Origin of the sequence: Nocardioides islandensis (assembly GCF_015352455.1) — a bacterium.
In the GTDB taxonomy this organism is placed as follows: domain Bacteria; phylum Actinomycetota; class Actinomycetes; order Propionibacteriales; family Nocardioidaceae; genus Nocardioides; species Nocardioides islandensis.
This window is the reverse complement of record NZ_JADKPN010000003.1, coordinates 216,340-239,424: the sequence shown is the minus strand read 5'-3', so window position 1 is coordinate 239,424 and position 23,085 is coordinate 216,340. Positions and strand designations below refer to the sequence as shown.

General features: G+C 73.1%; 19 protein-coding genes. 3 read left to right on the top strand and 16 right to left on the bottom strand.

The window, feature by feature from the left end; genetic code table 11:
- Positions 1-49: 49 nt before the first annotated feature.
- Genes ISU07_RS08550 through ISU07_RS08540 form a run of 3 tightly spaced genes read right to left on the bottom strand, consistent with a single transcriptional unit; the run spans position 50 to position 3,950 of the window.
- Positions 50-2,308, bottom strand: a complete 2,259-nt coding sequence (locus ISU07_RS08550; protein WP_194706345.1) for a [protein-PII] uridylyltransferase — start codon at positions 2,306-2,308, stop codon at positions 50-52.
- A gap of 20 nt (positions 2,309-2,328) precedes the next feature.
- Positions 2,329-2,667, bottom strand: a complete 339-nt coding sequence (locus tag ISU07_RS08545; RefSeq protein WP_194706344.1) for a P-II family nitrogen regulator — start codon at positions 2,665-2,667, stop codon at positions 2,329-2,331.
- Positions 2,664-3,950, bottom strand: coding sequence for an ammonium transporter (locus ISU07_RS08540; RefSeq protein WP_194706343.1), 1,287 nt, complete (start codon positions 3,948-3,950; stop codon positions 2,664-2,666). Before ISU07_RS08540 ends, ISU07_RS08545 begins: the two co-directional genes overlap by 4 nt.
- Before the next feature lie 247 nt (positions 3,951-4,197).
- On the opposite strand from ISU07_RS08540, the gene ISU07_RS08535 reads away from it, so the two are divergent.
- Both ISU07_RS08535 and ISU07_RS08530 read left to right on the top strand, forming a co-directional pair.
- Positions 4,198-5,142: a rhamnan synthesis F family protein gene (locus tag ISU07_RS08535; protein WP_194706342.1), complete on the top strand. Its 945-nt coding sequence runs from the start codon at positions 4,198-4,200 to the stop codon at positions 5,140-5,142.
- Positions 5,132-8,164, top strand: a complete 3,033-nt coding sequence (locus tag ISU07_RS08530; RefSeq protein ID WP_194706341.1) for a glycosyltransferase — start codon at positions 5,132-5,134, stop codon at positions 8,162-8,164. The genes ISU07_RS08535 and ISU07_RS08530 overlap by 11 nt, the downstream gene beginning before the upstream one ends.
- 77 nt (positions 8,165-8,241) lie before the next feature.
- Here ISU07_RS08530 and ftsY read toward each other — a convergent pair whose 3' ends face one another.
- From ftsY to smc, 3 genes are read right to left on the bottom strand one after another with little or no spacing between them, the layout of a single operon-like run.
- Positions 8,242-9,375: a signal recognition particle-docking protein FtsY gene (ftsY, locus tag ISU07_RS08525; protein ID WP_194706340.1), complete on the bottom strand. Its 1,134-nt coding sequence runs from the start codon at positions 9,373-9,375 to the stop codon at positions 8,242-8,244.
- A gap of 34 nt (positions 9,376-9,409) precedes the next feature.
- Entirely contained in the window at positions 9,410-9,706 is a 297-nt protein-coding gene (locus ISU07_RS08520; protein ID WP_194706339.1) for a hypothetical protein, read from the bottom strand.
- A 28-nt stretch (positions 9,707-9,734) separates the two neighbouring features.
- On the bottom strand, positions 9,735-13,283 hold the full coding sequence (gene smc / locus ISU07_RS08515) for a chromosome segregation protein SMC (protein WP_194706338.1): 3,549 nt from the start codon (positions 13,281-13,283) through the stop codon (positions 9,735-9,737).
- A 153-nt stretch (positions 13,284-13,436) separates the two neighbouring features.
- Between smc and ISU07_RS08510 the strand changes: the two genes are divergently transcribed.
- Positions 13,437-13,793, top strand: a complete 357-nt coding sequence (locus tag ISU07_RS08510) for a VOC family protein (protein WP_194706337.1) — start codon at positions 13,437-13,439, stop codon at positions 13,791-13,793.
- Positions 13,794-13,865: 72 nt separating this feature from the next.
- Here the strand turns inward: ISU07_RS08510 and ISU07_RS08505 are convergent, their stop codons facing one another.
- The 10 genes from ISU07_RS08505 to ISU07_RS08460 form a co-directional block, all read right to left on the bottom strand.
- On the bottom strand, positions 13,866-15,107 hold the full coding sequence (locus ISU07_RS08505; RefSeq protein WP_194706336.1) for an MFS transporter: 1,242 nt from the start codon (positions 15,105-15,107) through the stop codon (positions 13,866-13,868).
- Positions 15,108-15,158: 51 nt separating this feature from the next.
- Entirely contained in the window at positions 15,159-15,371 is a 213-nt protein-coding gene (locus ISU07_RS08500; protein WP_194706335.1) for a hypothetical protein, read from the bottom strand.
- 78 nt (positions 15,372-15,449) lie between these two features.
- On the bottom strand, positions 15,450-16,370 hold the full coding sequence (mutM, locus tag ISU07_RS08495; RefSeq protein ID WP_194706334.1) for a bifunctional DNA-formamidopyrimidine glycosylase/DNA-(apurinic or apyrimidinic site) lyase: 921 nt from the start codon (positions 16,368-16,370) through the stop codon (positions 15,450-15,452).
- Positions 16,371-16,382: 12 nt separating this feature from the next.
- Positions 16,383-17,123: a ribonuclease III gene (gene rnc / locus ISU07_RS08490; RefSeq protein ID WP_194706428.1), complete on the bottom strand. Its 741-nt coding sequence runs from the start codon at positions 17,121-17,123 to the stop codon at positions 16,383-16,385.
- A complete protein-coding gene (gene rpmF, locus ISU07_RS08485; protein WP_194706333.1) occupies positions 17,104-17,289 on the bottom strand; it encodes a 50S ribosomal protein L32 in 186 nt (61 codons plus the stop codon). The genes rnc and rpmF overlap by 20 nt, the downstream gene beginning before the upstream one ends.
- A gap of 14 nt (positions 17,290-17,303) precedes the next feature.
- Positions 17,304-17,699 (bottom strand): YceD family protein, encoded by a 396-nt coding sequence (locus ISU07_RS08480; RefSeq protein ID WP_323742503.1) that lies wholly within the window; start codon positions 17,697-17,699, stop codon positions 17,304-17,306.
- Between the two features lie 268 nt (positions 17,700-17,967).
- On the bottom strand, positions 17,968-18,480 hold the full coding sequence (gene coaD, locus ISU07_RS08475; protein ID WP_194706331.1) for a pantetheine-phosphate adenylyltransferase: 513 nt from the start codon (positions 18,478-18,480) through the stop codon (positions 17,968-17,970).
- Positions 18,481-18,513: 33 nt separating this feature from the next.
- Positions 18,514-19,077: a 16S rRNA (guanine(966)-N(2))-methyltransferase RsmD gene (rsmD, locus tag ISU07_RS08470; protein ID WP_194706330.1), complete on the bottom strand. Its 564-nt coding sequence runs from the start codon at positions 19,075-19,077 to the stop codon at positions 18,514-18,516.
- 10 nt (positions 19,078-19,087) lie between these two features.
- Entirely contained in the window at positions 19,088-21,322 is a 2,235-nt protein-coding gene (locus ISU07_RS08465) for an ATP-dependent DNA helicase RecG (RefSeq protein ID WP_323742502.1), read from the bottom strand.
- Between the two features lie 19 nt (positions 21,323-21,341).
- The gene (locus tag ISU07_RS08460; RefSeq protein ID WP_194706329.1) at positions 21,342-22,991 is read right to left on the bottom strand and encodes a DAK2 domain-containing protein; all 1,650 of its coding nucleotides are present in this window, start codon (positions 22,989-22,991) and stop codon (positions 21,342-21,344) included.
- Positions 22,992-23,085: the final 94 nt, after the last annotated feature.

Here is a 23,085-nt window from a genome sequence, read left to right as displayed (position 1 = left end):
ATTGCAGGTTTCGGGGCCGGAAATCTGCTGTACGGCCGCGATCGCGCGATTACAGCACCCCCGCCCCACCGCCCGCCCCCGCGGACGTGAGGGCGTCGCGGACGGCGTGGGCGGCGTCGGAGGCGCGGTGGTCGGAGAGGGGGCCGGCGCCGGACTCCTGGACGTAGAAGACGTCGACGGCCTGGGGGCCGAGGGTGTCGACGTGGGCGGAGCGGACCGAGACGTCCTCGGCGGCCAGGGCGGCGCAGACGACGTACAGCACGCCGATCCGGTCCGCGGCCCGTACCTCGATCACGGTGGCGTGCGAGGAGGCCTCGGGCCGTACGACGACGGTCGGGGCCAGCCCGTCGCCGATCCCGCGCCGCAGCCGCGGGCCGGGGTCGACCCGGCCGGAGACGATCGCGTCGAACCGCTGCCGCAGCACCGCGGCGTCGAGGTGCTCCTCGGCGACGTCCCAGACCGAGACGCCCACGTCGCCCTGGTTCCAGGCCCGCGCCGCGCGTACCGCGGCGCGCTGCATCGCGAACAGCGCCGCCACGTCGGCCAGCAGCCCGACCCGGTCCGGGGCCATCACGGTCACCCGGGCCCCGTCGTCGCCGGGCTCGACGCCGATGCCGAACCCACCCTTCCGCACCACCTTCGGGACCTCGAGCTCGGTGGCGACCGGAGCCACGGGAGGTACGTCGGACGGCGCATCAGCACCCCCCAGCACCGACGACGCACGGCGGGTCACCGCGTCCACCAGGCCTGCGCGCCACGCCGACCACGCCTTGGGTGCCGTCGCGCGGGCGTCGGCCTCCGAGAGGGCACGCAGCAGCGACAGCGCCTCCGAGCTGCCGACCTGGGACGCCACGAGGGCCGCCGTCGCCGGGTCGTCCGGGTCGCGGGTCGTCGCGACGTCGGCGAGCAGCAGGTGGCGGCGTACGAGCGTCCCCACCAGTGACACCCCCGCCGCGTCGAAGCCCATCCGCAGCGCGACGGCCCGCGCGATCGGCTCCCCGGCGACGCTGTGCTCGGTCAGCTCGCCCTTGCCGATGTCGTGCAGCAGCGCCGCGACCATCAGCACGTCGGGCCGGGCCACGAGCCGGATCAGCGCGGACGCCTCGATGCAGGTCTCGACGACGTGCCGGTCGACGGTGAACCGGTGGATCACCGACGCGTGCGGCAGCAGCCGGATCCGCTCCCACTCGGGCAGCAGGCCCTCGAGCGCCCCGGTCTCCTCCAGCGTCTCCCACACCGCGCGGAGCCCGCGCCCGGACGCGAGCAGCCGCACGAACAGCTGCCGCGCGGCGTCCGGCCAGGGGTCCGGCAGGGCGGCGCCCTCACGTACCAGCCGCGCCGCGGTGGCCGGTGACAGCTCGACGTCGCGCTCGGCGGCCAGGGCCGCGGCGCGCAGCAGGAGCAGCGGGTCGCGGGCCGGGTCGGCGTCGGCGGAGAGCACCACCTCCCCCGCCGACAGGGCGACACCGGGAGCGAGCGTCTCCAGGGCAGGCCGGCGCGGGCCGGTCGTGGAGACGGGCCTGGCCAGGACCGCATCGGTACGCCGCCAGGTCAGGCGCGTCAGGTGGGCGATGCGCCGACCGAGCTCGCGCAGGTACCGCTGCACCTCCCCCGCGTCGGCCAGCCCCAGCCCCGGGGCCAGCTCGGTCCACGTGTCCGGCCCGACCCGGTCGGTAGGCCGGCCGGCCACCTCGTGCAGCACGTCGCGGGCGTCCAGCAGCGCGAGCCTGCTGCGCTCCAGGTCGACGTGCGGCACGTCGACCAGCCAGGTCGCGACCAGCGCCTTGAGCACGGTCGCGTCGCGCAGGCCGCCCTCGGCCTCCTTGATGTCCGGCACCGAGACGTGCGCCAGCTCGCCCATCAGCTCGTGCCGGGCGTCGACCATCCGCCGCAGCTCGGGCAGCCGGTCGCGGGCGGTACGCCGCCACCTGGTGAGGATCTGCGTGCGCAGCCGCAGCGTCAGCCCGGGGTCGCCGGCGACGTGCCTGAGGTCGAGCAGGCCGAGCGCGACCCGCAGGTCCTGGTCGGCCATGTCCATCAGGCCGCTGGCGGTGCGCACCGAGTGGTCGAGGCGGCTGCCGGAGTCCCACAGCGGGTACCAGACCCGCTCGGCGCCGTCACCGAGGTCGACGCCGTCGTCCCCCACCAACGCGACGTCGAGATCGGAGTACGGCGCCAGCTCGGCCCGTCCGTACCCGCCGACCGCCACCATCGCGCAGCCGGACTCCGGGAGACCGGCCGCGACGAAGGCCGCCGCGCACTGGGCGTCGGCGGCCTCCGTCCTGGCCTGGCGGTCGCGAGCGGCCACCGCTGGAAACTACCGGCCCACTACAGGGCTGCCTGGTCGCGGTCCCCGGTGCGGACCCGGACCACCGTCTCGACCGGGCTGACCCAGACCTTGCCGTCGCCGATCCGGCCGGTCTGCGCGGTCTTGACGATGATGCCCAGGACGTCGTCCGCGTCGCCGTCGTCGACGACGATCTCGATGCGGATCTTGGGCACCAGCGCGATGTCGTACTCGGCGCCGCGGTAGACCTCGGTGTGGCCCTTCTGCCGGCCGTAGCCGCTGACCTCGCTGACGGTCATGCCGGTCACGCCGAAGGTCTCCAGCGCCTCCCGGACGTCGTCCCACTTGTGCGGTTTGACCACCGCGGTGATGAGCTTCATGCGTTGGCCCCTTCGGTCTGGATGCTCTTGCTGAGGACGGACGAGGAGGAGCCGGTGAGGCTGCCCCCGAGCCCGGCGTGGAGGTTGTATGCGGTCTCGCCGTGCTGGTCGCTGTCGATGCCCTCGACCTCGGCCTCGGCGTCGACGCGCCACCCGATCGTGTACTTGATCGCGAAGCCGATGATCGCGGTGAACACACCGCTCCACAGGATCGCGATGCCGGCGGCGCCGGCCTGGACGCCGAGCGAGTGCAGCCCGCCGCCGTAGAACAGGCCGTCCACGCCACCCGGAGCCGCGGACGAGGACAGCAGGCCGATGAGGAGCGTGCCGACCAGGCCGCCGACCAGGTGCACGCCGACCACGTCGAGCGAGTCGTCGAGGCCGAACCGGAACTTGAGGCCGACCGCCCAGGCGCACAGCGCGCCGGCGACGGCACCGATGACGATCGCACCGACCGTGTCGACCGCGCCGCAGGACGGCGTAATTGCCACTAGGCCGGCCACGATGCCGGACGCCGCGCCCAGCGAGGTCGCCTTGCCGTGGAGCACGCGCTCCATCGCCATCCAGGCGAGCATCGCGGCCATCGTCGCGATGGTCGTGTTGAGGAACGTGACCCCGGTCTCGGACATGAACTGGGCCGTGTCCTTCTCACCACCGTCGCCGGCCGCGAACACGATCGAGCCGACGTTGAAGCCGTACCAGCCGAACCAGAGCAGTCCGGCGCCGATCATCGTCAGCGTCAGGTTGTGCGGCTTCATCTGCTCCTTGGGCCAGCCGACCCGCTTGCCGATGATGAGCGCCAGCACGCCGCCGGCCACACCGGCGTTGATGTGCACCACCGTGCCGCCGGCGTAGTCCTGCGCGGCGAGGTGCTCGGCGATGAACCCGCCGCCCCACACCATGTGGGCGATCGGGAAGTAGCTGAGGGTCACCCACAGCGGCAGGAAGACGACCCAGGCGGACATCTTCACGCGGTCCGCGATGGCGCCGCTGATCAGCGCCGCGGTGATGACCGCGAACGTCAGCTGGAAGCAGACCGCGATGTAGCTGGTCCAGTCGACGTCCTTGAGACCGAACAGGGTGAACGGGTTGGCGAAGAACGTGCCGTCGCCGCCGAACGACATCGACCAGCCCCACAGCACGTAGACGATGCCGACGACGCCCATCGCGACGTACGACATCATCATCATGTTGAGCACCGACTTGGAGCGGCTCATCCCGCCGTAGAAGAGAGCCAGCGCGGGAGTGGTCATCATCAGGACGAGGGCTGTCGCCACGATCATCCAGGCGTAGTAGCCGTCCAATGGAACCTCCAGGAAAGCGGGTTGTCGGGGCCGGTCGCGCCGTCGACCCCCTTGTCGCGCACGCACCGCCCGGTTGCCCAGAAGCCTCACGAGGGGAGGTTTCGACGTGCACCGCGCCAGGTTTCGGTCAGGAAAAGAAGTGCCGCTCCCGTGTTACATCGGTGTGAACGGGTCAGGGCCCGGTCCCGACGCCCCGTTTCGATAACCTGACCCCGGTGAGCCACCGATGACGCGACGACTGGCCGTGATGGCCCACTACGACCACCGAGGTGGCCTCGGACCCCACGTCCGCCGCCAGGTCGAGTCCGTCGCCGCCGCCGTCGACCGGTTGCTCGTCGTCTCCGCCGCCGATCTCACCGACGACTCCCGCGCCTGGCTGCGCCGGCACGCCGAGCTCACCGAGCGGCCCAACTACGGCTACGACTTCACCAGCTACCAGGTCGGGCTGCACCGCGCCGGCGACCTGTCGGCGTACGACGAGGTCGTCATCTGCAACGACACCTACGTGCCGGTGAAGCCGTACGACGAGATCTTCGCCGCCATGTCCGGCCAGGCCGTGGACTTCTGGGGCCTCACCCGGACCGAGCGGGTCGCCCCTCACGTGCAGAGCTTCTTCGTCGCCTTCCGCCCCTGGGTGGTCGGGTCCGAGACGTTCCGCCGGTTCTGGACCGGGCTCGACCCGTTGTCGACGCGGCGGCAGGTGATCATGCAGCACGAGGTCGGCCTGAGCGGCGGCCTGCACTGCGCGGGCTTCCGCTCCGGCTCCTACTTCCAGGAGACCGATGCGGACCGCCGGCTGGCCCGGCGACGGGTGCGCTGGTGGGCGATGCACCGGCTGGGCGCCGAACGCACCCGCGAGGGCGTCGAGAAGCGCCGCGAGTGGGCGCGCGAGCCGTGGAACCCCTCGGCGGCGCTGGCCGACCGGGCGCTGGACGGCGGGCGGCTGCCGTACGTCAAGCTCGACACCCTCCGCTTCGACCCCTACGGCCTCGGCGCCGACAAGCTGCTCACCTACTGCGAGCAACAGCTGCCGGAGGCGTTCGCGGGAGTGCGCCAGTTCATGGCCGACACCGCCGTCTTCTACCCGCCCCGGCCCACCGAGAAGCTGCGTCCGACGCCGCCCACCCTGATGCCGCTGCGCCGCCAGGTGGAGTACCGCCGTGGCCGCTGACCGCAACGCCCGGGCGACCGTGCTCGCCTCCGGCCTCCTCGACCGCGACTGGGTGGGCGCCCAGCTCGGCGTGGTCTTCGCCTCCGACGAGGACGCCGCCGACCGGTACCTCGAGGGGGCGGGCGACTGCTCGCCGCACCCGTTGTTCGAGGGGGCCTGGTACGCCGCGTCGAAGGCGCGCAGCGAACGTGGCGGCGACCCGCTCCTGGACTACCTCCGCGACAGCCGCGCCGGCCTGCGCACCTCACCGCACCCGCTCGTCGACGTCGACCGGATCGTGGCCCAGCACCGCGCGGCGGGCGAGGACGCCTACGGCCCGCTCGCGTGGTGGGTCCGGCACGCCGACGAGTCGACGCAGGTGCCGGTGCCCGAGGGTGTCCCGGCCGTGACGTGGGGCCGGCTGCGTGCCGACGCCCTGGACGCCGCCGCGAAACGTGCCGAGACCGCCGACGTGCGCCTGGTGTCGCGGCGTACCCGCCACCGGCCGCAGCCCGGACCGGTGCCGCCGCTCCCGCGGGTCGACGGCACCGACCCGCTGGTGACCGTCGTGCTCGCCGTCCGCGACGACGGCCCGCGGCTGCGGAAGGCCGTCGACGCCGTGCAGGCGCAGACGTTCGGCGCCTGGGAGCTGGTCATCGTCGACGACGGGTCGGCCGACGACACCGCGGCCGTGCTGACGGGCGTGTCGGCGTTCGAGCCGCGCGTCGTCACCGTCACGGTCCCGCGCGGCAAGGAAGGCAGCCTGGCCCGGGCCCGCAACGCCGGGCTCGACAAGGCGCGCGGGAGGTACGTCGCGTTCGCCGACACCGCACACACCTGGAGCCCCCACTTCCTGAGCGTCATGCTCGGCAGCCTCGAGGCCGACGGCGCCGGCCTCGCGCACGCCGCCATGCGGGTCAAGGCGGCCGACGGTGAGTGGTACATCGCGGTCGAGGGCGGTCGCGACCACCTGCTCGCCCTCGACCACGTCGACCTGGCGTCGCTGGTCGCCCGGCGCGACCTCGTCGCATCGGTCGGCGGGTTCGACGAGTCGCTCGGTGGCGCCGAGTCGCTCGACCTGCTGCTCAAGCTGTCGGCGGAGGCGCCGCTGCGACTGGTCCCGCACGTGCTGCTCGACCGCGACGAGGATGCCCGCGCCGACGACGGCCGCTGGAGCGCGAAGGTGCTCGAGCGGCACCTCGTCGACTGGGAGACCGCGCAGCACCAGCCCCGGGAGGCGCGGCGCACCAGCATCGTGCTCCTCGCCGGCGCCGACCTCGACCGGACGGTGCGCTGGGTGACGCGCACCATGGCCCGCGCCCGGGAGGCCGCGGACATCGAGCTCGTCGTGGTCGGGACCCGGCTCCCCCGCGCCGTCGAGCTGCCCCTGGCGATGCTGCTGTCGACGTACCGGAACGCGACCCTCCTCTCCCCGCTCGCCCGCATCGGAGCGGCCGTCGCCGCGAACCTCGGCATCGCGACCACGACCGGCGAGACCGTCGTGCTGGCGCGCACCACGGCCAACCCGCCGCGCGACGGCTTCCACTCGCTCTCGCACGTCCTCGTCGACGAGGAGGTGGCGATCGCCCAGCCGCTGGTCGTCGACCGGCCGGGACTGATCGTCAGCGCGGGTGCGGTGTTCGGCCGCGGGCGCCCGCACCCCGAGCCGTTCCTCGCCGGACACCCGGTCCGGGACGCGCAGGCCCTGACGTACCCCGTGGTGCCGGCGCCGCTCTCCCCCGTCATCGCGGTCCGGGCGTCGGCACTCGTCCGGCTGGGCGGGTACGACGTGCGCGCGGGCGACGCGATGCCCGAGGTCGACCTGGGGCTGCGTGCCGCCGAGCAGGGGCTGGGCTGCACGGTGGTGGTCACCCAGAACCCGCTGGTGCTCAAGGCCGGTCAGCTGCCACGCCTCGACAGCGCCGCCGACGGCGTGCTGGCCCTCCAAGCCCTCAGGGCGACGTCGCCCGCGGGCTCCGAGGACGCGTGGGGCCGGGCCGGCTTCGAGGTGGTCGGCCGCCGCTGGGAGGACCGCACGGCCGTCCCCGGCACCGAGGTCGACCCGCTGGTCTTCCCGGCACTGACCCCGCGCACGGTCGTGCGGCCGCTGCGGGCCACCGTCACCGAGGGCCCGCCGGCGCTGCGGTGGGCGCTGGACATCGCGGCCCCGTCCGGTCGTCGCGGCCAGCGCTGGGGCGACATGCACTTCGCCCGCTCGATGGCCGAGGCGCTGGAGCGGCTCGGCCAGCGGGTCACCATCGACACCCGCGACCTGCGGCACCGCGACACCCGCGACCTCGACGACGTCGTGCTCGTGCTGCGCGGGCTCGACCGCGTCGTACCGCGTCCGGGCCGCGTCAACCTGGCCTGGGTGATCAGCCACCCCGACCTCGTCGACGGGGCCGAGCTGGCGTCGTACGACCGGGTGTACGCCGCGAGCTCGACCTGGGCGTCCGCGACCACCGCGGCCACCGGGGTACCGGTCGTGCCGCTGCTCCAGTGCACCGACCCGAGGAACTTCAACCCCGAACGCGCCGCGCCGGACACCGGACCTGCGGTGCTGTTCGTCGGCAACTCCCGCGACGTCTACCGCAAGTCGGTGCGTTCGGCGCTGGCCGTCGGCGCGGACGTCGTTGTGCACGGGTCGGACTGGGAGCGGTTCCTTGCGCCCAACCTGATCGCCTCCAAGGTGGTCGCCAACGAGGACCTCGGCGCGCTCTACGCCTCGGCCGGCGTGGTCCTCAACGACCACTGGGACGACATGCGCCGCGACGGGTTCCTCGCCAACCGGCTCTTCGACGTGACCGCCTGCGCCGCCCGGCTGGTCACCGACGAGATCGACGGGCTCGCCGAGGTGTTCGGCGACGTGGTCCGCACCTTCCACGACGAGCAGGAGATGGGTCCGCTGCTCGCCGACCCGGCCGCGGCGTTCCCGTCGTACGAGGTACGCCGAGAGCTCGCCGAGATCGTGATGCGCGAGCACTCCTTCGACCACCGCGCCGAGGTGCTGCTCGACGACGCGGCCCGGCTGTTGGGACGCTGACGATCGATCGGTAAGTGGCGTTTGGGACCAAACGCCGCTTTGGGAGCGCTCTCACACGGCGTTTGTGACCAATGGCTTCAGCCGAGCAGCGCGTCCACGAACGCACCCGGGTCGAACGGCGCCAGGTCGTCGGCACCCTCGCCGAGACCGACGAGCTTGACCGGGACGCCGAGCTCGCGCTGGACCGCGATCACGATGCCGCCCTTGGCGGAGCCGTCGAGCTTGGTGAGGACGATGCCGGTGACGTCCACGACCTCCGCGAAGACCCGGGCCTGGCTCATGCCGTTCTGCCCCGTGGTGGCGTCGAGCACGAGAAGCACCTCGGTGACCGGGGCGACCTTCTCGATGACGCGCTTGACCTTGCCGAGCTCGTCCATCAGGCCGGCCTTGTTCTGGAGGCGCCCGGCGGTGTCCACGATGACGGTGTCGACGCCACGGTCGGCGCCCTCCCTCACCGCGTCGAACGCGACGCTCGCGGGGTCGCCGCCCTCGGCGCCGCGGACCACCTCGACGCCGACCCGCTCGCCCCAGGTGGCCAGCTGGTCGACGGCGGCCGCCCGGAACGTGTCGGCCGCCCCGAGCACGACCGTCTTGTCCTCGGCGACCAGGATCCGCGCGAGCTTGCCGACCGTCGTGGTCTTGCCGGTGCCGTTCACGCCGACGACCAGCACGACACCCGGGTGCCCGTCGGCGCCGGTGATCTGCAGCCGCCGGTCCATGGTCGGGTCGACCAGCTTCACGAGCTCCTCGCGCAGCACGGTCTTCGCGTCACCGGCCTGGGACCCGTCGACGCGCAACCGGGTGCGCAGGCCCTCGACGAGCTCCTGGGTGGGCGCCACGCCGACGTCGGCGGTCAGGAGGGTGTCCTCGATGGCCTCCCACGTGTCCTCGTCGAGCCGGTCGCGGGACAGCAGGTTGAGCAGGCCGCGGCCGAACCCGCCCTGCGCGCCGGCCAGCCGCTGACGCAACCGCACCAACCGGGACGCCGTCGTCTCGGGCTTCTCGACCGTCGGGGCCGGCGGTTCCTCGACGAGCAGGTCGTCCGCGACCGGGACGTCGGCGGGCTGCTCGTGAGGAGCGATGACGTCCGTACGCCGCGTGGGCGCGGGCACCTCGGAGGGCCTGCGCCGACGGCCGCTCGTCACCAGGCCGGCGACGATGCCGATCGCCACGACGGCGATGCCGATGATCAGGTAGAGCCAGTCACCCATGGCGACCATCCAACCAGCAGCGGTGCGGACCGCCTCAGGCGCGGTGGGACCCTCCGCGCTCGCCCGGCAGGGGCCCGAGGCCCGGCTCACCCGGCTGCGCGGGGCTGGTGGCGATCGGCGACTCGGCGGCCTCGTCGGCCGGGTCGTCGGGCGGCACCACGTCGCCGGGCTCGGGCTCGACGGTGGGCAGCGACTGCGCGCCCTTGTGCATCAGCCGCCCCAGCCAGGGAGCACCGGGGATGTCCTCGCCGCGGTGCGGGAAGGCGACGTACACGACCACCACTCCGGCCAGCAGCACGATCACCACCATGGCCACGACGATCTGGGTCATGCCGTCCACCTTGGCACAGTCAGGCCCGTCATCCCGCCTCGGCCTCGCGGAGCCGCTGGGAGATGACGGCCGAGACGCCGTCGCCGCGCATGGTGACGCCGTACAGCGCGTCGCCGACCTCCATGGTCCGCTTCTGGTGGGTGATGACCAGGAGCTGGGAGTTCTCGCGCAGCTCCTCGTAGATCTCCAGCAGCCGGCCCAGGTTGGTGTCGTCGAGGGCGGCCTCGACCTCGTCGAGGATGTAGAACGGTGACGGCCGCGCCTTGAACAGGGCGACCAGGAACGCCACGGCGACCAGCGACCGCTCGCCACCGGAGAGCAGCGACAGCCGCTTGACCTTCTTGCCGGCGGGCCGGGCCTCGACCTCGATGCCGGTGTTGAGCATGTCGTCGGGGTCGGTGAGCACCAGCCGACCCTCACCGCCGGGGAACAGCCGCGTGAACGTCGAGTCGAAGGCCGCCGACACGTCGGCGTACGCCTCGGTGAACACCTGTTCCACCCGCGCGTCGACCTCGCGGACGATGTCGAGGAGGTCCTTGCGGGTCTTCTTGAGGTCCTCGAGCTGCTCGGTGAGGAACTTGTGCCGCTCCTCCATCGCGGTGAACTCCTCCAGCGCCAGCGGGTTCACCCGGCCCAGCATGGCCAGCGACCGCTCGGCGGTACGGAGGCGCTTCTGCTGCTCCTCGCGGACGTACGGCGTCGGGTCGGGGAAACTCCCGTCCTCGTCCGGGGTCGTGGCCGGGACGAGGTTCTCCGGGCCGTACTCGCCGACCAGACCCTCGAGGTCCAGCCCGAGCTCCTCGATCGCGCGCTCGGCCAGCTGCTCGATGCGCATCTTCTGCTGGGTGCGCGCCATCTCGTCGCGGTGCACCGAGCTCACCAGCTCGTCGTGCTCGGCGGCCAGGGTGCGGAGGGTCGACCGGACCGAGAGCAGCTCCTGCTCGCGCTCCTGGCGCGCCGCCTCGACCGCGGCCCGCTCCTCCGCGGCGCGGTGCACCGAGACCTCCAGCTTGCCGAGGACGACAGCGACCGCGGTGCCGACCGCCTCGGCGGCCCGGCCCTCGCGGACCAGCCGCTCGCGACGCTCCGCCGCGCGGGCGCGGGAGTCGCGCTCGGCCCGGGCCGCGGAGAGCAGGGAGTCGGCCCGCCCCTGCAGCGCGCGGGCCCGCTCCTCGGAGGTGCGCAGAGCCAGCCGCGACTCCATCTCCTTGGCACGGGAGGCGCGGGCCGCCTCGGCCAGCCGCTCGCGCTCGCTGGTGTCCGGCTCCTCGTCGGGCGCCGCCTCGGCGGCGGTCAGCCGCTGCTCGAGGTCGGCCAGCCCGGCCAGGTCCTGGTCGCGTGCGGTCTCCGCGCCGACGATGGCCGCGTCGAGCCGCTCGGCCTCGGCCCGCGCACCCCGCGCCTGCGAGCCGTGCTGGCCGAGCTGCTCGGCCACCGCCGCCAGGGTCGCGTCGGACTCGTGCAGCCGCGCGAGCGCGACGTCGACCCGCTGCTTGGCGTCGAGTCGCTCGCTCTCCAGCCGCGCGATGTCGAAGCCGAGGCGCTCGCTGACCCGGGTCGCCTCGGCCAGCTGGGACGACGCCTCGTCGACGGCGGCCTGGATCTCGAGCAGGCTCGGCTGGGACGAGGAACCGCCCGCGGCGGCGTACGCGCCGAGCACGTCGCCCTCGCGCGTCACCGCCGTGACGTCGGGAAGGTCGGCGACCAGAGCACGGGCCGTCGGCAGGTCGTCGACCACGGCGACCTTGTGCAGCAGCCGCACCAGCGAGCCGCGCAGGTCGTCGGGGCACTCGACGGCGTCGAGGGCGTACGTCGCGTGGCCGGGCAGGCCGGGCCACTGCTCGTCCGGGGTGGTCGAGCCCCCCAGCACCAGCCCGGCGCGGCCCAGGTCGTGGGTCTTGAGGTGGCCGATCGCGGAGATCGCCGCGTCGGGATCCGTCACCGCCACCGCGTCGGCAGCCGAGCCGAGGGCCGCGGCGACCGCGGTCTCGTAGCCCGGTCGCACCGACAGGAGCGCCGCCACCGAGCCCATCAGCCCGGAGACATGCTCGGTCGCCGCGAGCAGCGCGCCCGCGCCGTCGCGCCGGTTGAGCCCCATCTCGAGGGCCTCCCGGCGGGCTGCCAGCGCGGACCGCTCGCGGTCGGCGAGCTGGACCTCGTCGCGGGCCTTCTCCAGCCGGGCGCTGATGTCGTCGTACAACGCAGACGCCGCCTCGTGCTCGGCGTCCAGGCCCTCCTCGCCGGCGTCCAGACCCGCGACCTTGGTCTCCAGCGCGGTGAAGTCGCGCTGGGCGCGGTCGGCCCGGGTCACGGCCTCCTGGCGGGCGTCGCGGAGCCGTCCGATCTCGTCGTCGGCCGCCGCGGCACGGGTGCGCAGCGCGTTGACCTGGCCGTGCAGGCGGGCCAGCCCCTCGCGGCGGTCGGCCGCGGCGCGGACCAGGCCCGCCACGCGACGCTCCTCCTCGGTCGCGGCCTCCTCGGCGGTACGCCGCGCGGTCACCGAGTCCTCGAGCGCCGTGCGGTGCGTCTCCACCTCGGCGGCGATGGCCTGCTCCTGCTGACGTACCTGGGCGGCCTCGGCCTCGAGCGCCTCCGGGTCGCGCCCGGACTCGGCCGGCTCGGTGTCGGCGGACGCGGCGTTGCGCAGCCGCTCGGCGGCCAGCGACTGGGTGCCACGCAGCCGCTCGCGCAGCCCGGACAGCGAGAACCACGTGTCCTGCGCCCGGGAGAGCGCCGGCAGGTCCTCGCGCAGCGAGGTCTCCAGCGCGGTCTCGCGCTCCCGCGACTCGGCGAGGAGGCGCTCGACCTCCTTCTGCCGCTCGACCAGGATCGTCTCGTCGGCCATCTCCTGCTCGAGCGCCGTCCGCGCGGTGACCAGGTCGTCGGCCATCAGTCGCGCTCGCGCGTCGCGCACGTCGGCCTGCACCGTCGCGGCCTGGCGGGCGACCTCGGCCTGGCGGCCGAGCGGCTTGAGCTGGCGGCGGATCTCGGTGAGCAGGTCGTTGAGGCGGGTTAGGTTGCCGTCGGTGGCGTCCAGCTTGCGGAGCGCCTTCTCCTTGCGCTTGCGGTGCTTGAGGACGCCGGCCGCCTCCTCGATGAACCCACGGCGGTCCTCGGGCGTCGCGTGCAGGATCGTGTCGAGCTGGCCCTGCCCGACGATGACGTGCATCTCCCGGCCGATGCCGGAGTCGCTCAGCAGCTCCTGCACGTCCAGCAGCCGGCACGAGGTGCCGTTGATGGCGTACTCCGAGCCACCCGAGCGGAACATCGTGCGGCTGATCGTCACCTCGGCGTACTCGATCGGGAGCGCCCCGTCGGAGTTGTCGATCGTCAGCAGCACCTCGGCGCGGCCCAGCGGCGGGCGGCCGGACGTGCCGGCGAAGATGACGTCCTCCATCTTGCCGCCGCGCAGCGACTTCGCGCCCTGCTCGCCCATCACCCAGGCGAGGGCGTCGACGACGTTCGACTTGCCGGAGCCGTTCGGCCCGACGATGCAGGTGATGCCCGGCTCGAGCTGCAGCGTGGTCGAGGACGCGAAGGACTTGAACCCCTTCAGGGTCAGGCTCTTCAGGTACAACGGAGCTCCTCACGCCGGTGTGTCCGGACATGCGTCGGCCGAGCAAGTCGGTCTGGTGTGCGCGGGGAAGCAGCCCGCCCAGCCTAATCGCCCGGGGCCCCTGGCCCCGAAACCCGCCTGCGTGTGTCGGCCTGCCCGCCGTACGGTCGGTGGATGGCTGTCACGAGCTGGATCAAGAGCATCACCGTCGACTGCGACGACGCCCTGCCCGTCGCCACGTTCTGGGCCGCGGCGCTGGGCGGCGAGCTCGACGAGGACTCCACGTCAGACAAGGCGTACGTCGAGGCGCCCGGTTGGGGCGGCGTGAACCTGTGGTTCCAGCGCGTCACCGAGCCCAAGACGGCCAAGAACCGCCTCCACCTCGACCTCCGCGCCCCGGGCACCGTCCCCGACGAGGTCGCCCGCCTCGAGTCCCTCGGCGCCACCGTCCAGGCCGTCCACGGCACCGACGAGAGCGCCCTCACCGTGATGCTCGACCCCGGCGGCAACGAGTTCTGCGTCGAGCTGTGACTGCGTCGTTCCGGGATAGTCCGGTGTGTTTGGGTCGCGAAACGCCGGAGGCGACGACCCAAACACACCGGACTACCCCGCCACGGGCGCCTCGTCGGTGTGCGCGATGTGACGTAGCTGGCCCCAGATGAGGACGACGAAGAGGGCGGAGCCGGCGAAGGCGAACCAGAACGGGCCCGTCACGCCCCACTGACGGGCGACCAGGCCACCCACACCGGAGCCGATCACCAGGCCGCCGTACGTGCCGATCAGGTTCACCGAGCCCACCCGGCCCTGCAGGCGCGACGGGACCGCTCGCTGGCGGACGGTGATCGAGGTCGTGCCCCACACGAACGCGTGCGCGCCGAACACGAAGAAGATGGCCATCGCCACCCAGGGGACGGTCGTGAGCGCCAGCGCCAGGTGCGTCAGCGTCTCGATGACCAGCCCGATGCGCATGAGGTTGCCCAGGGTGACGTGGCGGGTGATCCAGCCGTACGCCAGCGTCCCGGCCAGCCCCCCGGCGGCCCCGCAGGTGGTCAGCAGCCCGAAGCCGACCTCGCCGAGGCCGAGGCGGCGCAGGGCGTACAGCACCAGGACGGACCACGCGGCGCCGAAGGTGATGTTGAAGATGAAGATGGTGAGCACCAGCGTGCGTACGGCGGCGTGGTGGAGGGTCCACCGCACCCCCTCGACGATGTCGTGCCGGACGGGGCGCTTCTCGTCCGCGGTGCGGCCGTGCGGCGGCAGGACGATCCGCGACGTGAGCATCGCGCTCAGCACGATGACGGCCACCTGGCCGATGAACGGGTACGCCGTCCCGGCCGCGAAGAGGGCCGCCCCGATGGGCGGCCCGACGAGCTGGTTGATCGTGATGAACCCGACCTGCACCCGGGCGTTGGCGATGGCCAGGTCGTCGCGGTGCACGATCATCGGCAGCAGGGTGGCCGCGGTGTTGTCGACGAACACCTCCGCGGTCCCGAGCAGGAACAGCGCGACCAGCACGACCGGGATCGACACCGCGTCGGTGACGATCGTGCCCACCAGCACCAGGACGACCACGGCCCGCATCAGGTCGACGGTGATCACCAGGACCTTGCGGTCCATCCGGTCCGACAGCACGCCGGCCCACAGGCCGAAGAGGAACGGCGGCGTCCACTGCACGAACGCCGCCAGCGCCACCAGCAACGGGTCGTGGGTCTGGGAGGCGACCAGCAGCGGCCCGGCCGCGATGGCGAAGCCGTCGCCGATGTTGCTGACCCACGTGGCTCCCAGCAGCCAGCGGAAGGACGTGCCGAGGCGCCGCGGGGCGATCGTGTCGTCGAGGGATCTCACGGTCGCGCGTACATCAGGGCGGCCGGCTCGACCGCCCTCATGGGTCGCCGGTCAGACCGGCTGCATCTCCTTGAGCTCTTCGCTCTGGAGGTCGAGAAGAGCAGCGGCCGCCGCGGCTTGCGCCAGGTGGTCGTTCTCGTCCTGCAGGCGGGCAACGAGCTCTTCCAGGTCACGCACGCGCATGCGGAGACGCATGTTCTCCGACGAGAGGTTCGCGGCGGTCCGCTGGTCGCTGTGGAAGGTGCCGAGCAGCGCCTTGGCCATGTAGTAGAAGCCTTCCGGAATACGGGTGACGACCCGATGAGGGGCCGTCTTCAAGGGTGACACTCCGGGCGCGTCCGGTCAATCCGGCGCGGCACCCGATTGGACCCGTCTGACGGGGCCGGTGCGGCGGGTCGTGTGTCTGGTCGTGCGTCGGGGCGCCGGCTGGCAGACGGGGCAGAAGTACGACGAGCGGTTCATGAACGCGACCCGCCTCATCGGGGTGCCACAGCGGTCGCACGGCTCGTCCTCGCGGCCGTACGCGTGCAGCGACCGGTCGAAGTACCCGGACTGGCCGTTCACGTTGACGTACAGCGCGTCGAACGACGTGCCGCCCTGGCCCAGGGCCGCGGTCATCACCGTCCGCGCGTGCCCGAGCAGCTCACGTACCTGGGCGGTGCTGAGCCGGTCGCCGCGCCGCTCCCCGTGGATCTGCGCCCGCCACAGCGCCTCGTCGGCGTAGATGTTGCCGACACCGGACACCAGGGTCTGGTCGAGCAGCTGACGCTTGATGCCCGACTGCCGTCTGCGGACCCGGCGCACGAACCCGTCGTCGTCGAACTCGGGGTCCAGCGGGTCGCGGGCGATGTGTGCGATCTCGGTCGGCAGCTCGGCGCCGCCCTCCGACACCAGCAGCCCGCCGAACATGCGCTGGTCGGCGAACCTCAGCTCGCGGCCGGCGAACCCGTCTCCGCCGAGCGTGAACCGCACCCGCAGGTGGCGGTCGTCCGGGGCGCCGACCGGCTGGACGAGCATCTGGCCGCTCATGCCGAGGTGGCCGAGCAGCGCGTCGCCGTTGTCGAGGGCGAGCCAGAAGTACTTGCCGCGCCGCCGGGCGGCCACCACCCGCCGGCCGGTCAGCGCCGACGCGAACCCCGTCGACCCGCGGTGGTCGCGGCGAACCGGACGCGGGTGCAGCACCTCGACGGACTCGATCGCCGCGCCGACGACGTGCGACTCGAGTCCGAGGCGGACGACCTCGACCTCCGGGAGCTCGGGCACGCGGGCTCCGGCTCAGTCGTCGGCGGAGGCCGCGGAGGACAGCTGGGAGAGCTCGCCGTACGCCGTCTCCGCGGCGGCCTGCTCGGCCTCCTTCTTGGAGCGGCCGACGCCGTTGCCGTAGAGGTCCTCGCCGACTCGCACCTGGGCGGTGAACGTCTTCATGTGGTCGGGGCCCTCGTCCTGGATGACGTACTCCGGGACACCGAGCCCGCGTTCGGCCGACAGCTCCTGGAGGGAGGTCTTCCAGTCCAGGCCGGCCCCCATCGCGGAGGCGGCCTCGATCAGCGGGTCGAAGAGCATGTGCACCAGCGGGGCGGAGGCGTCGAAGCCGCCGCTGAGGTGCACCGCGCCGATCACCGCCTCGACGGTGTCGGACAGGATCGAGGCCTTCGCGCGGCCGCCGGTCGACTCCTCGCCGCGGCCGAGCTTGACGTGCTGGCCGAGACCGATGTCGCGGCCCACGTCGGCCAGGGCGCGCGCGTTGACCACGGCGGCGCGCAGCTTGGCCAGCCGGCCCTCGGAGAGGTCCGGGTGGATGCGGTACAGCGTCTCGGTCACCACCACACCGAGCACCGAGTCCCCGAGGAACTCCAGCCGCTCGTTGGTGGGCAGCCCGCCGTTCTCGTAGGCGAACGAGCGGTGCGTGAGGGCGCGCTCGAGGAGCTCGGGCTCCAGGACCGGATCCCCGAGTGCCTCGCGGAGCGTGCCGTAGTTGGTCAGGACGACGACCGGGTCAGAGGACCTGACGACGATCGGACCGGGCGCCGTACTGGCCGCACGTGCCGCACGCACGGTGCGGCAGGTGCTTGGCGCCGCAGGCCGGGTTGGCGCACGTGACCAGGGTCGGCGCGACGGCCTTCCACTGCGAGCGACGGTGACGCGTGTTGCTGCGCGACATCTTCCGCTTCGGGACTGCCACTGTTCTCTCCTGACTTACTGACGGGTGTCGTCTTGGTGGATCTGGGCACCGGGCTCGGACATCTCCTTCAGCACTGCCCACCGCGGGTCCACCGGCTCCTCGTGCGCGTGGTCCGGGTCGTCCGCGAGCCGCGCCCCGCACTCGGGGCACAGTCCGGGACAGTCCGGGCCGCACAAGGGCTGGAACGGCAGTGCGAGCACCACCGCGTCCCGCAGCAGGGGCTCCAGGTCGAGCAGGTCGTCCTGGAGCGTGCTGACCTCGTCGTCCTCATCGGGGTCGTGCTGCTGGTCGTCGTAGACGTACAGCTCCTGGAGGTCGACCTCGATCTCGTCGGTGATCGGCCCCAGGCACCGCACGCACTCGCCCTCGAGCCCGGCTCGCGCCGTGCCCGTGACCAAGACCCCCTCCATGACCGCTTCCAGCCGCAGGTCGAGCTCGACCGGCGTACCTTCCGGGACACGGAGGACTTCGATGCCCAGATCCGCGGGCGCAGGGACCGACCGTGACACCTGATGCTGGGACCCCGGGCGGCGGCCGAGCTCGCGAGTGTCGAGCACGAGCGGCGCTCTCGGGTCCAACTTGTTCAGGTGGTTCACTTCCGGCATCCGTTGCACGCAGATCAGGCTGCAGCGTATCCGCCGAGCCCCAGCCCCGGCAAAATCCCTGGCCGACGAGGAGTCAGTCTCCGGTTGCCGCATCCCCGCTGGTCAGCCGGGCCCTGAGGGCCTCGGCGACGAAGTCCGGCACGAACCTGGTGACGTCAGCCCCGAACCCGGCGACCTCCTTGACCAGGCTCGAGCTCACGAACGACCAGCCCGCGCTGGTCGGCAGGTAGACCGTCTCGACCCCCGGGGCCAGCGTCGCGTTCATGTGCGCCATCGGCAGCTCGTAGTCGAAGTCGGTGCCGGCGCGCAGTCCCTTGACGATCGCGTGCACGTCGTTCTCGGTGCAGAAGGTCGTCAGCAGCCCCGTGAACGACGCCACCCGGACCCGCTCGATGCCGGCGCACGCGCGCTCGAGCATGGACAGCCGCTCCTCGGCGGAGAACAGCCGGCTCTTGGAGGGGTTCACGCCGACGGCGACCACGACCTCGTCGAACAGCGCGGCCGCGCGGCGCACGACGTCCAGGTGACCGAGGGTGACCGGGTCGAACGACCCGGGGCAGACGGCTCTGGTCGGTGGGTGGGGCACGGCCAGATCCTCCCAGACCAGGCGGGCGTGCCGTCAGCGGCGGGCCGCGTGGGCGTAGTGCAGCGTCGTCTCGCCGTACTTCCGCTCGCGCGTGTCCTCGAAACCCTCCGGCCACGTCGGGCCGCGCCCCCGCGAGGAGCGCTCCACGACGACCATGCCGCCCGGCACGACCCACTCGGCGGCCACGCGGTCGAGGTTGCCGTCGACCTCGTCGGCCGGGGTGGGGTACGGCGGGTCGAGGAAGACGACGTCGTACGGCGCCGAGGGCGGCCGCAGGAGCGTCGCGGCCACCGAGGCGACGACGACCTGGGCCTTGGCGAACCCGATCGCGCGGGCGTTGGTCGTGATGAGCGCGGCCGTGCGACGGTCCTGCTCGACGAGGGTGACCACGCCGGCGCCCCGCGACCACGCCTCGAGGCCGACCGCGCCGGAGCCGGCGTACAGGTCGAGGAACCGCAGACCCTGCAGCGAACCGCACCAGGACTCGATCGCCGAGAAGAGCGCCTCGCGGACCCGGTCGCTGCTCGGCCGCGTGCTCGTGCCCCGGGGGGCGTCGATACGCCGCCCCCCGGCCATTCCCCCGATGATCCTGGTCATGGGGACGGCGCTACGCCTTCTCCATGAAGTCAGACTGCCGTGATTGCTCCAACTCCGCCACTGCGGCGGCGAGAGCGGGCGCGCTCCCGAGGTCCGGGTCGCGCTCCAGGAGCCCGACCGCGGCCTGCCGGGCGGCCACGATCGTGTCCTCGTCGCGCAGCACCCGCAGCATGGTGAGGCTGGACCGGAAGCCGGACTGCGAGCTGCCGAGGACGTCCCCCTCGCGGCGCTGGTCGAGGTCGAGCCGGCTGAGCGCGAACCCGTCGGTGGTGGCCGCGACGGCATCCAGCCGCTCGCGCGCCGGCGAGCCGGCCTCGGCGTGGCTGACCAGCAGGCAGAGCCCCGGCAGCCCGCCGCGGCCGACCCGGCCGCGCATCTGGTGCAGCTGCGAGATCCCGAAGCGGTCGGCGTCCAGCAGCACCATCGTCGTCGCGTTCGCGACGTCGACGCCGACCTCGATGACGGTGGTCGACACGAGCACGTCGATCTCACCGGCGGCGAAGGCCCGCATGACGCGGTCCTTCTCGTCGGGCGGGAGCTTGCCGTGCAGCATCTCGACCCGTAGCCCGGCCAGGGGGCCGGAGGCGAGCTGCTCGACGACCTCGGTGACGGCGCTCAGCGACTGCTTCGGCGCCGGCACGGGGACCTCGTCGTCCTCGCCGACCTCGAGGACGTCGCGCTCCCCCTCCTCGAGCTCGTCGCCGGTGATGCGCGGGCACACGACGTACGCCTGGTGCCCCTTCTCGACCTCCTCGCGCACCCGCTGCCAGACCCGGTCGATCCAGGTGGGCTGCTCGGCGAGCGGCACGACGTTGGTCTGGATCGGCGCCCGGCCCGCGGGCAGCTCGGTCAGGGTCGAGACCTCGAGGTCGCCGAACACGGTCATCGCAACGGTGCGCGGGATGGGCGTCGCCGTCATCACCAGCACGTGGGGCGGGAAGCCCGCCTTGTCGGTCAGTGCCGCGCGCTGCTCGACGCCGAACCGGTGCTGCTCGTCGACGACGACCAGGCCGAGGTCGGCGAACATCACCTTGTCCTCGAGCAGTGCGTGGGTGCCCACGGTGATGCCGGCCTCGCCGCTGGCCATCCGCGACATCGCCTCCGCCCGCGCGGCCTTGCCCATCGAGCCGGTGAGCAGGGCGACGGTGGTGCCGTCGGCGGCGCCGCCCAGCATGCCGCCGGCGGCCAGGTCGCCGAGCATGGCCGTGATCGACCGGAAGTGCTGCTGCGCGAGCACCTCGGTCGGCGCCAGCAACGCGGCCTGCCCACCGGAGTCCACCACGCGCAGCATGGCCCTGAGGGCGACGACGGTCTTGCCGGAGCCGACCTCGCCCTGGAGCAGCCGGTTCATCGGGTGCGGCTGGGCCAGGTCGGCCTCGACCGCCTCGGCGACCTCGCGCTGACCCGCGGTCAGCTCGAAGGGCAGCCGCGCGTCGAAGGCCGCCAGCAGGCCGCCACCGCCGGTGCGGGCCTGGGCGCCCTGCGCATGCAGGTAGGCCCGGCGGCGTGCGAGCACCACCTGGGTGACCAGCGCCTCCTCGAACCGGTAGCGCCGCCGGGCCACCTCCACCTGGGCGAAGGTGTCCGGCGCGTGCACCAGGTCGAGGGCCGTGCGCGCGTCGACCAGGTCGTGCTCGTCCATGACGGACTCGGGGATGAGGTCGGGTACGTCGTCGACCACCGACCGCGCGAAGCTCACCGCACGCTGGATGTCCCAGGACTCCACGCCCTTGGTCTGCGGGTAGATGGGGTACAGGTCGCCGTAGCTGTCGACGACGTCGGCCTCGCCCTCCTCGGCGTTGGAGACGCCGAAGAGGATCATCTTCGGGTTGGTCAGCTGCCACTCGCCACGGAAGCTGCTCACCTGGCCGACGAACACTCCGCGGCGGCCGACCGCGAGCCGGCCCTCCTGCCAGCGCGCGGTGTGGGCACTCTTGGCGAAGAACGTCATCCGCAGCCGCGGGCCGTCGGTCTGCAGCACGGTCTCGAGGCGGAACGCCATGCGGTTGGTACGCCGGTCGCGGTACTGCTTCAGCTCGCTCCGGGCGATCTCGCCGACGACCGTGAGCACCTCGCCCTCGTGCAGGTCCGCGACGCGGGTCAGCTCGCCGGCCTTGACGTAGCGCCGCGGGAAGTGGCGCAGCAGGTCGCCGACCGTGTGCAGGCCGAGACCCTCGGCCATCCGCTTGCGCTTGGTGGCCTGGTCGCCGACCACGACGGTCAGCGGCGAGTCGACGGTGATCACGGGCCGGTTCCTCGGGTTCCTACTCGACGGACATCAGGAGCGGGTACCGCTCCTGACCGCCGTCGTACACCATGACGTCGACATGGGGGTGGCGCTCCTCCACGGCCGTCGCGGTACGGCGCGCGAGGTCGTGCCCGCCGTGGCCGGCCACCACCGTCACCAGCTCACCGCCACCGGCGAGCAGGCGCTCGAGCACGTCGGTGGCGACCGCGTCGAGGTCGTGACCGACGACGGCGAAGTCGCCGGCCACCACGCCGAGCACGTCACCCGGTTCGCACGGTCCGGCCATCGTCATCGCCTGCTTGGCCGCGATCGTGACCGCGCCGTGCCGAGCGTGCCGCGCGGTGGCGGTCATCTCCAGGACGTCCTGGTCGAAGGGCCGCCCGGGCTCGTGGACGGCCAGCGCCGCCAGCCCCTGCACCTGGGCCTCGGTCGGGATCACCGCGACCCTGATGCCCTCGTCGTCCTCGGCCTGCCGCGCGGCCGCCTGCGCGGCCCGCACGGAGTCGGGGTCGTTCGGCAGCACCACGACCTCCCGGGCTCCGGAGGCGTGGATGGCGTCGAGGATCATCCCGGTCGAGGGACGGTTGCCCGGCCCGCCCACCACCACGGTCGCACCGGCCTCCTCGAAGAGCTTCTCGAGCCCCGGCCCCGCGGCCACGGCGACGACCTGGCGGCCCGCGCGGGACGACCTACGCCGTCCCTGTGCCGCGGCCACCTGCTCGGCGAAGTGCGTCACCCGGATCCGGTACGGCCGGCCGGCCGCGATGCCGGCCTCGACCGCGGCCCCCACGTCGTCGACGTGCACGTGGACGTTCCAGAGGCCGTCGCCGCCGACGACGACCAGGGAGTCACCGAGCGTGGCCAGCCTGGCCTTGAGGCCGCCGACGTGATGGTCGTCGGCGTCGAGGAGGTACATGACCTCGTACGCCGGCCCGTCGGCCGTCAGGGCGTGCCCCTGCTGCTCCACCGGGATCGGGATGCGGTGCGACCCGATCGGCGCGGTGACCGGGACCGGCCGCCGGCCGGTCAGCGCAGTCTCGGCGGCGTCCAGGATGACGCTCAGCCCGCGGCCGCCCGCGTCGACCACGCCCGCGGCGCGCAGCACGGCCAGCTGGTCCGGCGTGCGGGCGAGCGCCTCGCGAGCGGCCGCCGCGGCAGAGGCGAAGACGTCGCGGGCGCGGGCGCCGTCGTGGCCCGCGCGCTCCTCTGCGGCCTCGGCCGCGGCGCGGACGACGGTGAGGATGGTGCCCTCGACGGGGGTGCCGACGGCGGCGTACGCGCTCTCGGTCGCCTCGCGCAGCGCGCGGGCCATGATGCTGGCGTTGCGCTCCTCACCGGTCGCAGAGGCGATGGTGGTGGCCAGGGCACCGAGCATCTGGCTGAGGATCACGCCGCTGTTGCCGCGTGCACCGAGGAGGGCGCCCTTGCGCAGGGCGGCGAGCCCGCTGAGCAGGTCCGGTGTCGCGTCCGTGGCGTCGCGGAGCGCGTCGCGGGCCGCGACGACGGTGAGGTACATGTTCGTGCCGGTGTCGCCGTCCGGCACGGGGTAGACGTTGAGGGCGTCGATCTCCTCGCGGGCCTCGGCGAGCGCGTCCACCGCGATGTCGACGAAGCGGAGCACCACCGCCAGCTCGACCGTGCCGCTGCCGCGGGGGACCTCCTCCATCTGCGGAACGTTAGTCGGAGAGGCCCGGCCCGGCCGACATGGCCGGACATGACAAGACCCCGGGGGTGTCCCGGGGTCTCGGTGGATCTGGTGG